The organism is Mangrovivirga halotolerans, from assembly GCF_026241165.1.
Lineage (GTDB): Bacteria > Bacteroidota > Bacteroidia > Cytophagales > Cyclobacteriaceae > Mangrovivirga > Mangrovivirga halotolerans.
The window spans coordinates 105,400-118,259 of the sequence record NZ_JAPFQN010000010.1 but is presented as its reverse complement, the minus strand read 5'-3'; the positions used below and the strand labels follow the sequence as shown (position 1 = coordinate 118,259).

Annotated in this window: 14 protein-coding genes; 9 read left to right on the top strand and 5 right to left on the bottom strand. The window is 33.7% G+C overall.

Annotated elements, in window-relative coordinates:
- Window positions 1-13: 13 nt before the first annotated feature.
- A complete protein-coding gene (locus tag OO013_RS16695; RefSeq protein WP_266058114.1) occupies window positions 14-1,015 on the bottom strand; it encodes a hypothetical protein in 1,002 nt (333 codons plus the stop codon).
- 336 nt (window positions 1,016-1,351) lie between these two features.
- Between OO013_RS16695 and OO013_RS16690 the strand changes: the two genes are divergently transcribed.
- Complete coding sequence (locus OO013_RS16690; RefSeq protein ID WP_266058113.1) at window positions 1,352-2,017, top strand: hypothetical protein; 666 nt, start codon at window positions 1,352-1,354, stop codon at window positions 2,015-2,017.
- Window positions 2,018-2,047: 30 nt separating this feature from the next.
- On the opposite strand, the gene OO013_RS16685 is transcribed toward OO013_RS16690, so the two are convergent.
- The gene (locus OO013_RS16685; protein WP_266058111.1) at window positions 2,048-2,890 is read right to left on the bottom strand and encodes a hypothetical protein; all 843 of its coding nucleotides are present in this window, start codon (window positions 2,888-2,890) and stop codon (window positions 2,048-2,050) included.
- A gap of 286 nt (window positions 2,891-3,176) precedes the next feature.
- Window positions 3,177-3,905, bottom strand: coding sequence for a hypothetical protein (locus tag OO013_RS16680; protein ID WP_266058110.1), 729 nt, complete (start codon window positions 3,903-3,905; stop codon window positions 3,177-3,179).
- A 281-nt stretch (window positions 3,906-4,186) separates the two neighbouring features.
- Here OO013_RS16680 and OO013_RS16675 point away from each other — a divergent pair, with 281 nt between their 5' ends.
- The 8 genes from OO013_RS16675 (at window position 4,187) to OO013_RS16640 (ending at window position 10,813) form a co-directional block, all read left to right on the top strand.
- Window positions 4,187-4,633, top strand: coding sequence for a hypothetical protein (locus OO013_RS16675; protein ID WP_266058109.1), 447 nt, complete (start codon window positions 4,187-4,189; stop codon window positions 4,631-4,633).
- A 136-nt stretch (window positions 4,634-4,769) separates the two neighbouring features.
- The gene (locus OO013_RS16670; RefSeq protein WP_266058108.1) at window positions 4,770-5,039 is read left to right on the top strand and encodes a hypothetical protein; all 270 of its coding nucleotides are present in this window, start codon (window positions 4,770-4,772) and stop codon (window positions 5,037-5,039) included.
- Between the two features lie 179 nt (window positions 5,040-5,218).
- Window positions 5,219-6,862: an arylsulfatase gene (locus OO013_RS16665; RefSeq protein WP_266058107.1), complete on the top strand. Its 1,644-nt coding sequence runs from the start codon at window positions 5,219-5,221 to the stop codon at window positions 6,860-6,862.
- Between the two features lie 221 nt (window positions 6,863-7,083).
- Complete coding sequence (locus OO013_RS16660) at window positions 7,084-7,473, top strand: group I truncated hemoglobin (protein ID WP_266058106.1); 390 nt, start codon at window positions 7,084-7,086, stop codon at window positions 7,471-7,473.
- Between the two features lie 148 nt (window positions 7,474-7,621).
- A complete protein-coding gene (locus tag OO013_RS16655; RefSeq protein ID WP_266058105.1) occupies window positions 7,622-8,347 on the top strand; it encodes a hypothetical protein in 726 nt (241 codons plus the stop codon).
- A 77-nt stretch (window positions 8,348-8,424) separates the two neighbouring features.
- On the top strand, window positions 8,425-8,769 hold the full coding sequence (locus tag OO013_RS16650) for a DUF6970 domain-containing protein (RefSeq protein WP_266058104.1): 345 nt from the start codon (window positions 8,425-8,427) through the stop codon (window positions 8,767-8,769).
- 215 nt (window positions 8,770-8,984) lie between these two features.
- Entirely contained in the window at window positions 8,985-9,437 is a 453-nt protein-coding gene (locus OO013_RS16645) for a WD40/YVTN/BNR-like repeat-containing protein (RefSeq protein ID WP_266058103.1), read from the top strand.
- Window positions 9,438-9,565: 128 nt separating this feature from the next.
- The gene (locus OO013_RS16640) at window positions 9,566-10,813 is read left to right on the top strand and encodes a serine hydrolase domain-containing protein (RefSeq protein ID WP_266058102.1); all 1,248 of its coding nucleotides are present in this window, start codon (window positions 9,566-9,568) and stop codon (window positions 10,811-10,813) included.
- 213 nt (window positions 10,814-11,026) lie between these two features.
- Here OO013_RS16640 and OO013_RS16635 read toward each other — a convergent pair whose 3' ends face one another.
- Together OO013_RS16635 and OO013_RS16630 are read right to left on the bottom strand one after the other, a co-directional pair.
- Window positions 11,027-12,124 carry a BamA/TamA family outer membrane protein gene (locus OO013_RS16635; protein ID WP_266058101.1) on the bottom strand — a complete coding sequence of 366 codons (1,098 nt, stop codon included), beginning with the start codon at window positions 12,122-12,124 and terminating at the stop codon, window positions 11,027-11,029.
- Window positions 12,125-12,126: 2 nt separating this feature from the next.
- Window positions 12,127-12,798 (bottom strand): autotransporter outer membrane beta-barrel domain-containing protein, encoded by a 672-nt coding sequence (locus OO013_RS16630; protein ID WP_266058099.1) that lies wholly within the window; start codon window positions 12,796-12,798, stop codon window positions 12,127-12,129.
- Between the last annotated feature and the right edge of the window lie 62 nt (window positions 12,799-12,860).

Sequence of the window (12,860 nt, the reverse complement as noted above, 5' to 3'; positions counted from 1 at the left end):
AATTACTAAAGCATCACATATCTTTTTCAAATTCTCCAGTCCATTGACTTACGGCAACCAACTTCCCATCTTTAAATGTAAACACTTCAAAAAGCCTTATTTTTGATTGGTCACCTTCTTTTAAATTCATCGTTTCGTGGGAATCAACAATTACTTTTTTAACATTAGTACCTTTAATTTCCAGTGGAATTATCTTACTAACAGCCCAATCTATTGAATCAGCACTATCAAAAAAACCTTGCATATAATCTTCAGTAAGCTTGATAACTTTACCATTTTCAGCGTACATAATGACAGTGTCTTCTGAATTTTCCCAAAGTGAGGAAGCATCCATATCATTAAAATCATCTATGATTTTCATCATTTGATCCATCTCATTACCCGAAGAAATTACCATTTCTTTCCCTTCATATTCACCTGTAAATATCATAGCACCACCCGGATCCCCATAGGAGGGAGTACTTTCAATTTCTTCATTAAGGTCTGCAGTCCACTGTCTTACTTCTGCCATTACTTCATCTATAAAAGTAAATTCTTCGACTAGTCTAATTTTCATCACATCGCCATTTTTCATATAGGCCTTTTCCCGAGTTAAAACGATAATCTTTACAACATCTTCATTAACTATTTCAACAGGAACCATTGCGTCAACTACCCATGTTACAGAATCAAGAGATGAGAAGTAACCCGTCATATCTTCTTTGGTAAGCTTCGTTTTTGTACCGTCAAATGACAGTACGGCTACACTATCAGCAGAATATTTCCAGATTTTTTCAGCGTCCATTTCGTTATAGCTCTTGATAATATCCATCATAATATCAATTTCATTACCCCGGGCAATAGCAAATTCCTTCCCTCCGTACTTGCCACCCAGAATCATACCTCCGGTCTGAATCTGAATAGAATCTACTTCCATTTCGGATTGATTATCTTCTGATTGATCTTCTTTTGATTGGCATGATGCGATTAATATGACAAAAATAGCCATACCAAATATTGTGGTAATATTTTTCATAATGTGTGATAAGGTTTCTTATAATTTAAAGTTAAAAAATAAGCATTCCAACTTTTACTTTGAATTAATCACTACCCTTACAGGATTACGGTACCGTATATTATTTCTCAAAACTTACAATAAACCAGATAAATAAATAATCAATTTCACATGATAAAAATGAAACTCAAGCCCCATTATATTTCACCCTTAAAAAAAAATTAATCCTGAATCTAATTAATACACTGCATTAACAATTCTAAACTTTATTCAAACTTAAAATTTCATGTGTTTTAAGTTCAAAATGGTTATAATAAACTATTATTGCGTATTAAAATTGATAACTTTTTAAAGGAAATGATAAAGCAATTACTTTTTACTCTTTTTGTTGTAGTAAATCTATCAATATCAGGCCAGTCATTTGAAGGCTCAATTACATTTCAAGTGGAAGCACTTAATCCTAATCCTCAATTGATTCCAGATAGTGCATGGCAAAAAGGAATCAGAGAAACTTTCGGCGAGAGAGGATACATGTTACAAAAATATTTTTATAAAAAAGGTAATTACATTTCTGAGATCGATGCTGGAAAGGAAAAAGGTTTCCAGGCATTCAATCCGGAGGATGGTCTGTTATATTCATGGCAGGTAAACTCTGAAACCGCAACCACTCTCGATAGTAAAAAATCTATGGACGAGTTTGTTGAGATCATTGAATCTGACCTGACAGAAACTATTTTAGGAATCCCCTGCAAGAGCATCATAGTTAAAACTAAAATGGGCCAAATGACTATCTGGTATAACAGTGACTATTTCAAAATGGATGCTTCTTTCTATGAAGGTCATAAATATGGCCATTGGGAACAGATTCTTAATGAAATAGGATGTTTACCACTAAAAATTGAACAGAAAGGTATGATGAGCCATATTGTACAATTAGCAGTTGAATATGAAGAAACATCTATTCCCGATGATAAATTTATCATTCCTGATTTTAAGGAAATCAACAGAAGTCCTATTAACTAGTTTTAAAATAATTCCTGAAAATAATATAGATTAAAGATGGAGAACAAACCCAGCTGAGACATTAAAAAAATGCAGCCAGTTCTTCACATATCCGTCACCGGGCCATTTTTCATCGTTGTCTGATCCTTCAGCTCCTCCACCTAAATATCTAAGATTAAAGAATAGATTAGTTGAATTGTTTACATAGGCCCCCAATCTTAAACTGGCATCAAGGATTGCTCCTACTGTTTCATTATCACTACCGTTTAAAACACTTATCGGTGCATACATGCCATCAGCTTCTAGTTCAGAATAAAATCGATCAGTTAAATTTAACCTGCTACGGATTTTTAGAGCGGGAACAGGGCCTACTCCCCTGTTATCCGTATAACGGGTACCATCTGTTGATTCAAATGATATAGTAGCGTTCCTGATTTGTAAAGATCCTCCTATTGCAAAAATAAATTTATCGTTATTCTTAGTTAAATCTCTTAGGTAACTAATTCTATAGAAAGGAAAGTTATATAAGCTTTTAATACCCGTTAGAGCCGGGAAAGTCGTTCCATTTGCCACAAGATCTTCCTTCAACAGTGCTTGTGTTTCTATTTTTAAAGGCTGATAAAGAAGAATAATGGTATTTCTATTATTCCAATCCATCTCGAGGGAAAACCTTACGGTAGGAAAAAGAACATCCTGACCTCCATTATCAACATAGTCAAAATAGGTACCGGTCTCACCTAGTTTAACCTTATGAGAAAGAACAGAAATAAAACCAACTTCAGTTACCGCTCTGAATTGAAATTTAGATTCTTCATTATTTAATTCAGTGGTATTTTGTTGTGCTGAAGCTATAAAAACAAATAACATCAGATAAATTGACATTGATATTTTCACGATTAAGGCAGTTTATTTCAAGTTTCCTGGTAAGAACCTAAGAATTGTTTATTGCAATACCAAATATAATTATTGACAAGAATTTGAAAAAAAGAGCTCCTAACATAAAAATGTAGAATTCCTGCTTCAAATGATTGAACTCAGGTATACTCTTTATTCTATGACTTTGGAAGGAAGAGTTGGAATTAATTGCAATAAGCGTAACCTTATAACGGTATCGAACAAGTACTAAGTTAAAAAAAAAGCCCCGTTTTACCGGGACTTTTCATTCAATATTTCTCAGACATTAATCAATCTTTATTCGGTGTTCCTGGTCAACTTCTACTACTACGGCTTTCCATTCTTCAAGGAAATTATCCCAGGAATTTTCTCCGTAGAGGCTTTTATAAGTTTCTACAAGTTTACTGTCGGTTTCAAGATCTGCAAAATTGTCATAGCCCCAAACGATCCCTCTGTCAGGTCCGCCTTTTCTATTGACTTCGCTATCAAATACCAGCATAGTTCTGTTCCCCATTTTCTCAAAAGCTGCCTTTAACTTAGTCATCGCTTCATTAAACCGGTAGCCTTGCCATGGTTTAAGATCTAAAGCCCAGGCTTCATATCTCTTTTGACTTTGAAATTTATCAAGACCATAGGATAGCTTTCTATTTAATGACCATAGATCTGTATCACCATATTCTTCGACATACTTTCCAACATTTTCTTCCCAGTCTTTACTGTGACCTTCATCATCAGGTCTTGAATCTAGTGATGAGTACGATCCGGTCATTACCCATACGTACCAACCGGCTTTATTACCGTACTCTACTCTTCGTAACATAGCCTGGTTGTCTTTACCTGGTGCATGATACTTTGCATTGTGTTTAGCGACGCCTTCTTCAAATTCCTTATTCATTCCAGGTTTTGCTAACAAATACATGGTTTCAGAAAGTGCAGCAGGCTCATTCGTTGATTGTGGTAAGGCTTCAGTATGGAATAACATACATACTGCGGCCAGCATGATTAATTGCTTCATGGCTGTTATAATTTGGTTCAGAGATATAAGATAATCAATATTTTTTATTAATTATCTTATATTTACCATTTTAGTTAAGCATAATAGTTTCAACGATAGAACACAGATTTTCACTGTTTAAAATATATATTTCAAAGAAAAAGGTTTTTGTATAACCTATGAAATTCAAATTGATTGGACAGGTTGATTTTTTTGATATAAAAAAATTTAATTTCCAAACTTAAACCACTAATTTCACACAATTAATAATAATTTTTATAAATACCATTTCCCTGAAAAGTATGAGGAATTTTTTAATAATCACGTTTCTTTTTATACTCGGATTAGTCGGTTGTGATAACAATCCGACACCTACTCCTACTGTGGCTGATTTTAAAATTGAGGGCCAATGGAATTTAATCAAATATACAGATCTGAATGGTACCGTATCTGATAAAACTTATACGATTTCCTATTGGTATGAGCAAGGATTGGAATTCACTTCAAATAATGAATATTACCCCAGGTATGATCCTAAATTACGTTTTGACACCGAAGAATGGCAATCAGATTATAAGGTAGGTCCAGGAAGCTATACTATCTCTAATGACACATTAATTCTTTCGTATAAAGAATATAATTATAAATATTCCCTTCGTATAAAAGACCCCAATACTTTTGAAATATCGAATACTGATGCTTCTATTACACCCTTAACAGGCACCTGGACGCTTGGCAGAAGTAAATGAAATCAGGTTACCACTATAAAAATTCACAACAAAATATTTTAATGACTTAATAGAATACAATAAAGAATTGGAAAGGCTACCAGACTTTGAAAATAAATTAAGGAATAGTCAAATTATTTGTGTTAAAATTAATTGGTTGAAATCAAATAACTCTTCAAATCAAAATAAGCTGGAAATTACTCTGCTAAAAGATGGGTCAGAATTCACTCTTATTATTCAAAACCCGTTAATATTTGAATTCTTTGAAAATGATTTTAATTCCCAATACATAAGCCATGTAAAATGTTTATTGGACAATAACAATTATATATGGATATCATTTGATCCCTATGATGAACTAATTAATGATATAGAAGAAAGAGATAATTTTAATATTAAATTCAGCGAATTCGAAATTAAATCCTGAACTGAATGATTAAATTTAAATATAGTATTATTCAGTTAGGCTCATTTTGCTTAATATTCTAATCAACTTATTATTTCTTTGTTAAATCTGTGTGACACTTTCTCTTTACAATATCAATTTCTTTCCATATTTTAATAACAACCATTTGGTTTACAAAGATTTACTATTAAAAAACACCAATGAATAAAAATATCAGGTTTGGGTTGATCGCTATTCCGCTATTAGCTGCTATCCTTTTTGTATCAAACAATCCCTCTGCAAATAAGAAAGCGATAAAACCAAATATTCTATTAATTGTTGCTGACGATCTTGGATACGCCGATCTTGGTTGTTTTGGCAGCGATATAGAAACGCCAAACATTGATCAGCTTGCTAAGTCAGGTGTGATCTTTAATAACTTTCATACTGCACCGCTATGTGCCCCCACCAGGGCGATGCTTCTCTCAGGCAATGATAATCATATTGCCGGTATGGGACGTCAAAGTGCAACATCTGAATTCTTCGGTTATGAGGGTCATCTTACAGATCGAATAGCTACAATCCCCCAGGTATTAAAGCAAGTAGGTTATCATACTTTTATGGCCGGAAAATGGCATCTTGGACTGAGACCTGAGGATAATCCTCATCAAAAGGGATTTGATAATTCTTTTGTATTGCTCAGGGGTGCAGGTAATCACTACAACGACCAGGGAATTTTTGAATCCACCCCTACTTCATTATATACAGAAAACGGGCAGCCTGCTCAATGGGATAATGGTAATTATTCAACAGACTTCTACACAGATAAAATCATTGAATATATCGATCGAAATAGAAATAATGATAAGCCTTTTTTTGCTTTTGCAGCGTATACCTCTCCGCACTGGCCACTTCAGGTAGACGAAAAATACTGGCGAAAATATGAAGGAAATTATGGTGCAGGCTATGAAGAATTGAGAAAAGAACGATTGAAAAGCCTAAAAAGAGCAAGTATTATTCCAAAGGATACGCCTCTCCCACCCCTTCACCCCGATGTTTCCCCCTGGAATTCTTTATCTGATAAGCAACAAAAGATCGAAGAACGAAAAATGGAATTATATGCGGGTATGGTCGACAACCTGGATTATAACATCGGAAGATTGATCAATTACTTAAAAAGAATCGGTGAATATGAAAATACCCTGATTGTTTTTATGTCAGATAATGGAGCTGCATCTGAAGACTTTTATTACAATGACTATTTCGGTCCCTTTATTAGGGAACACTTCTCTAATGAGTATGAAAACATGGGGAAACCTTCTTCTTTCATATCCTATGGTCCTCAGTGGGCAGAAGCTGGTTCTGCTCCCTACAAATATTTTAAGGGGTATACAACTGAAGGAGGAATGGTAGCACCCCTGATCATTACTGGCCCTGGTGTGCAAAGAAAAAATGAGATTCATAATAACTTCACCACCCTGGTAGATCTTGCGCCTACCTTTTATCAAATTGCAGGGGCAACCTATCCTGATAACTTCAATGGTAAAAAGATTTATCCTTTGAAAGGTGAATCTATGCTTCCATTTCTTAATGGAAAAAATGATCAGGTTCATTCAGAAGATTATGTATTTGCTTTAGAGCATTCATTTCGGTCAATGATCAGAAAAGGAGATTGGAAGATCACCAATATTTCAAAACCATTCATTGTCGATTCATTCAAATTATATAATATGAAAACGGATTTGGCTGAACTACATGATCTTAAAGATAAAGAACCTGAAAAATACCAGGAGTTGATCAAAGAATGGGAAAAGTATAAAACTGAAACACGTTTATTAACAAAAAGACCTTCAAAGTCTGAATAGAAGTTACAATAGTGAACGACAATTTTATTAACAGGCAAACAGAATTCATTTCTGCGACCGAATCACCAAAAACCTGATTTTTACAAGCTCTGAAACTAATGTTAAGAAGAAACTTTTTTTAATTAATTTTTTACTTTTCCTCAGCTAACAATTGAGCTTTAAGACAGCTTTTAGTACTCATCAAATATGGTTAAATTATAATACACCAAATTACCACACCAATGAGTACCACAGTTAACCAAAAAAGCCTCTATGAAAGACTTGGAGGGGCTAATGGCATTGAGGCCCTGGTCGATGATATTGTAGATGCCCACATGAAAAACCCAGTTGTAAAAGCACGATTCCTACCCTTGAAAGAAGATCAAAATCACTATAATGAAGTTAGAAGACATCTAATCAACTTTCTGGCTTCAGGAAGTGGAGGGCCGGAGGAATATACCGGAAAAGATATGCCTGCAGCACACAAAGGCATGAACATTAGTGCAGGAGAATACATGAGTGTGATCGACGACATTATGTTTGCTCTCAAAAAACATAATATTGATGAGGAAAGCCAGAAAGATGTTTTAGCAATAGCCTATTCCCTTAAAGATCAAATGATAGGCAAGTAAAATATTAACTAAAGGGTTATTTAAGGGCATTCCTCTGGTTTGCCCTTTTTTAATCTTAATTAGAAAATTCTTAATTGATTATTAATTTAACCCCCTAAATCTTATATTAAAATCAAACCGTTAAGACCTTACAATTCAGAAACTTACTATGTCTATCAAAGTGAAATATAATTTTTTCTTTATCTGGAGCATATTGTTTCTGATCATTGTCCTCATTGGATTTATCCCAAGCTTTTTATTGCGTCCTTTATTTAAAGATACTTCTATCCCGATATACCTGACTATCCACGGAGTAATTATGATAGCCTGGTTTATTGGCTATTTCCATCAAAACTTATTAATCGCCAGGGGAAAAGTGGTCAACCATATGAAAAATGGAATATTTTGGTTTGTACTTGCTATTATTATGCTTCTTACAAACTTTAATGTGGTAATTGAAATTTCAAGTGAAGTAATTGAGGTAAAAAAATCTTATAGTGAGAAAATCAGAACCTTTGAAAACTCTGGTATGCTGGCCATTGGAAACTTATATCTTACACTATGCAGTTCTATTTTTATTCTCATTGGTTATTTAAAACGAAAACAGACTGATATACACAAAAGAGCACTATTTATCGCTTGTATATACCTTCTAGTACCAGCGTTTGATCGTTTTATGCGGCCATTCAGTCTTGAAGATATTAGTCCTGCATTAAACTTCCTGGTCTTAATGCACCTGGTTCCCTTATCATTGATAATTTACGATATTAAAAAATACAGGAAACCTAAGATCATTTCTATTGGTGGACTAATTTTTCTTGCCTTGTCAATTCCTATTATTTCCCTTATTATTAAATATGATTTTCATAAAGATCTGATAAAATTTTTAGGATGAGGATTTGGAATAAAATTTGCTGTAAACTAAAAATAGTTTTGACATAATTTTTTTTATTAATTTCATTTTTAACAACTATGAAAACCTTTAAACACCTGTTAATTATATTAATTTTTTCACTTGGCGGATGCGAAAAATCAGATATCAAAAAAGATTATAATAATTGTATTGAAGATCATATTAAATCACTTAGGAATAATTCGATATGTGATGACCCCTATATTGATGAATATAAGTTCCAGGACAAAAGAGTGTATGTTGTAAGTCAGGGTACTTGTGGAGCCGATATGACAGCAGCAGTACTAGATCAAAATTGTAATTCCCTAGGGGCCTTAGGTGGAATATACGGTAATACTACAATAAATGGAGATGATTTTTGTAATGCAGAATTTATCAAAAGAATTTGGGAAAAGATTTATTAATTGCCAACTCACAATAATGAAAATGTATTTTCTTTGTGACTAAAAGCTATTGATGAAATTAAAATTGTTAATTCTGACTTGGCTATTGATTCCATTTTATAGTTACACTCAACATTTTGAAATTAAGACACCAAATATAAAGGAGCTCCAAAAGGAATTAGAAGAAATAAATTATTCCAAAGATATCGTTTATCTGTATTTGCTTAGAAATTATAATGTCGAATCAGAAAAACACTATATTCATTAGTACTCGTAGCGGATTCTGGAAAAGATCAGATGATGACAATTGGACATTAGTTTCTAAAGAAAATGTCTGGAGTATGACCGAATGTGGCGGAAACCTTTATGCCGGATCATACGCTAATGGAATTTTAGCAAGCACTGATGATGGTAGTTCCTGGCAAAACATATCTGAAGATCTTAAAAATACTGCCCGGCAAAGAGGATACATTACTATTTCAACCCTGGGATGTTTTAATAACAACATAATAATGGCTGGCTCTCTTGGTGATGGTTTTTTTTATAAAGGAATAGAAGGTGTGAATTGGATTAAATTAAATTCCGGAATAAAAGCACCTGTTATAACTGGTATTTCCATTTATGACAATACCGTTTACATTTCTACACCATCAGGTGTCTATAAAAACAATTTTAGCACTATTAAATAGTCAGTTCACTTATTAATGTGGTATTGCTATTTAATCCTTTTATTTCCTGATGAAATAACTTAGCTTCGAATTTCAATTATGAACTAGAATACTAAAATCACTACCAATTAATTTAATCTGCCTATTTAATGAGGAATTTTTTAACCTGTATTACCCTATTAATTTTTATTTTTTCCTGTAACACTGACAGAAAAACAGATCATAATAAAACAATTGATACTACTAGAATAACTATTAATCAATTAGGTAATCGTTACCTTGAGTTAAATCGATTTAGTGGAGTAATATTGGTGTCTCGTGATTCGAATGTTATTTATTCAAATTCATTTGGTTTAGCAGACTATGAAAATAACAAACCATTTACAGAATCTACCACGTTTAAAATCGGGGAAATTTCAGAACTCATTACCGCAGGACTCCTTGCAAAATTAGAGAACGAAGGAAAATTAAGCCGATCAGATAAAGTGTCTGAATATGTCCCTGGAATAAATAGTGATTTAACAATAAGCGACCTGATAAATCATAAAACCGGATTCCCGGCCATTAGTACCATAAGTGAAAACAATCCTTCGGAGAATTATTCGACTGTTGCATTTACTAACTTAGTTAAAGACACAACTGAAAATTCTGTAAATAGTGACCTGGATTATAATTTATTAGGACTTGTTATTGAAAATGTAACTGGTAAAAGTTTTCAGAAAAATATCGAAGATTATAACAACGATCTGGGATTGAAAAATACTTATTTTATAAGAGAAGATACCAACCTGGCTACCGGATATCTATATCATAATTATCGTGGTAATGGCCCCGAACTGCAAATTGCTCCGTCCTATAATCCAGATATAGCATTTAGCAGCAGAGGTATAAAATCGACAGCAGAAGACCTTGTTAAATGTATTGGTCAGTCATCAGCCGATTCACTTTCAATATCAGGATATATTGAAAATGATGGGTTTAGTTACTCTGTTTACAAAGAACTTCAAACACAAACTATTATTGTTGTTTTAAGTAACAGAAGACATCCAGTCTCTGCGGAAATTACCAATAGTATCACCTCCATACTTCACGATGAAGAGTACGAACTTCCTCTACTAAAAAAACCTGTTGACATCGATACTAAATTATTCAATGAATATGCCGGGGTTTATTCATTGAATGAAAATATGATGATAGAAGTCGTTAAAGAAGCCGATAGTTTGTTTGTTATGTTGGGACCAAATAAAACTGCATTAATACCTCAGTCGAATAACCAGTTTTATATGGAACAAGGTGATGCAGCTATTCGATTTTTAAGAGATTCGACCAATGTGGTCAATGGTGCTGAATTATTGAATGGCTTTTTGACTGGCCCTCAGGCTATAAAAGTAAAATAAAATATCTTTCAAAAATTATGGTTTCATCACCCCATAACAATTCCCGTTATTATGTCCTTTCGCAAGTAACTATGAAAGCATCTATTTTTTAATTGAAAACTATGAGAATAAATAAACTACCAATTCTTTTTTCATTTTTGTTTATGGCTTCTGTAAAGATTCTGATAAAACACTCAGAATTTAAGTGAAGACATAAACTTATTAAATGAATTATCAAAAGGCTTCATTTACTCCAAAGTAAATATTCGCTCCCTGCCCCTTCCCTACACCAACATCCAGCCTGATAACAGTTGGCTGATCCTTTTTGATTTTAAACCGGATTCCACCTCCTGCTGCAGGTTTAAAATCAGTTAAAAAGTCCCTCGAATATTCCGCTACTTCCCCAATAAGACCAAATCCGGCTACGATCCATCTTGGATGAAATCTCAACCTGTATTCAGCCTGAATAACATACATTTGATTATCAATATACCTTCCTTTAAAATACCCCCTGGCCCTGTCCCCGCCACCATACCATGCCTGCCCCTGAAATGGAATTTCACCAAAGGTGTTTTCTGAATAAACCTGTAATGCCAGGATACTCTTTTTGCCGACAGGAAGATACGTTCTCAAATCGAGAATCATTTTATTAAACCCGGAAGATGCTCCAAATATTTCACTTGAAAAACGGGCATTCATTTGTAAATAATGACCAGAAAAAGGCGATGAAACGTCATCCCGACTATCGAGGTTAAAAATAACTCCAAGACCACTGATTATTGCTTCATCCTGTCCGGGAACATTGCCCTCATCAAGTATTCCTCCCTCCTCAACGTCGGTTACATTATGATTTTGATACACATATTCAAAACCAAAATTGAGATTTGGCGGTAATCTTTTAAGGTATGCTATCCGGAATTCATGAGATGTCATATCATATGATTCCTGGTTACTTTCAGGTGTCTGATTACCTATTCCCCAAAATTGATTTGGATAAATTTTAAATTTATAGGCCATATCAAAAAAATAGTCTCCTTTACCAATATAGAGCTGAGGTTTTAGGTCGAGTATAAACTGCTTATTTGTTGTATAAATAGCAGTAAATAACATATTGGATAATCTGTTATTGTAGATGTTGCTTCGCCCCGGGATAAATATTTGACCTCCGCCACCAAACCCGAAACCTGTTTCAGGTGTGCTGAAAACAACAGGTAAAGCGATAAATTGTACCTTTTTAATTTTTGCTGTGTCAAATTGATATATAGTTTCCTTTCTTTGAGCATAAGTACTGAAAGTGAATAATAATGCCAATATGAATACAACTCTCTTCATGGTTAAAAAAAGAAATCATCAAGTAATACATTAAACCCAAAAGAAAAAGAAAGAGTACCAATCTGGAGATTATTATATGTGCGGGAATTGGCGGGGAAAGATAGTCTTTCTGCCCCTACCCATGAATTGGATACGTTAAGGCCAAATTCAAGCAATATTCGGTGGTGAATCACGTATGTATAGCCGAACCGAAAATATAAACCAAACCCATCACCTTTGACTTTTTCACCCTGCACAAGGCCATTTCTAACTAAAGATATTTCATCCTGAAAAGATGTATAACCCGGAGAAAGAGAAACAAATAATGATCCGGTTTCATTATCAGAAAAATAGTAGGAAACTAAAGGCCCTATAAACAACTGTTCTAAATTTCTTTTAATTATATCATTTGAGTTCTGTCTGCTTGAGTTAAATATCAAACCTAACATCCACCTATTAGCGATGAATTTACCAGTTGACAAATTCATTCCGTAATTGTTGTTGAAAGCACGCTGAGTAGTAGTATCACTAATAGCAGTACCCGAACTTATAGTCCCAGATAATCCTGATATCCATTTACCCTTAATAAACGGAGTGCCTACACTATCTTCGTTTTGTGAATGTACCTCTGCAAAGGACAAGAAGTATGTAAGGAAAATAATACCCCATTTAAATAATGATAATCCACCATGCATAAAATTCACACATTTAGAAATAATAAAATAATCGCAATATCTAGATAAAAAATAAGTGCTTT

Excerpts from the sequence above, each read along its gene's own strand:
- OO013_RS16655 (WP_266058105.1), top strand. The coding sequence starts at position 7,622 with ATGTCTATCAAAGTGAAATATAATTTTTTCTTTATCTGGAGCATATTG.
- OO013_RS16640 (WP_266058102.1), top strand. The coding sequence starts at position 9,566 with ATGAGGAATTTTTTAACCTGTATTACCCTATTAATTTTTATTTTTTCC.
- OO013_RS16630 (WP_266058099.1), bottom strand. The coding sequence starts at position 12,798 with ATGCATGGTGGATTATCATTATTTAAATGGGGTATTATTTTCCTTACA.
- OO013_RS16645 (WP_266058103.1), top strand. The coding sequence starts at position 8,985 with ATGTCGAATCAGAAAAACACTATATTCATTAGTACTCGTAGCGGATTC.
- OO013_RS16635 (WP_266058101.1), bottom strand. The coding sequence starts at position 12,124 with ATGAAGAGAGTTGTATTCATATTGGCATTATTATTCACTTTCAGTACT.
- OO013_RS16665 (WP_266058107.1), top strand. The coding sequence starts at position 5,219 with ATGAATAAAAATATCAGGTTTGGGTTGATCGCTATTCCGCTATTAGCT.
- OO013_RS16650 (WP_266058104.1), top strand. The coding sequence starts at position 8,425 with ATGAAAACCTTTAAACACCTGTTAATTATATTAATTTTTTCACTTGGC.
- OO013_RS16680 (WP_266058110.1), bottom strand. The coding sequence starts at position 3,905 with ATGAAGCAATTAATCATGCTGGCCGCAGTATGTATGTTATTCCATACT.
- OO013_RS16695 (WP_266058114.1), bottom strand. The coding sequence starts at position 1,015 with ATGAAAAATATTACCACAATATTTGGTATGGCTATTTTTGTCATATTA.
- OO013_RS16660 (WP_266058106.1), top strand. The coding sequence starts at position 7,084 with ATGAGTACCACAGTTAACCAAAAAAGCCTCTATGAAAGACTTGGAGGG.
- OO013_RS16675 (WP_266058109.1), top strand. The coding sequence starts at position 4,187 with ATGAGGAATTTTTTAATAATCACGTTTCTTTTTATACTCGGATTAGTC.
- OO013_RS16690 (WP_266058113.1), top strand. The coding sequence starts at position 1,352 with ATGATAAAGCAATTACTTTTTACTCTTTTTGTTGTAGTAAATCTATCA.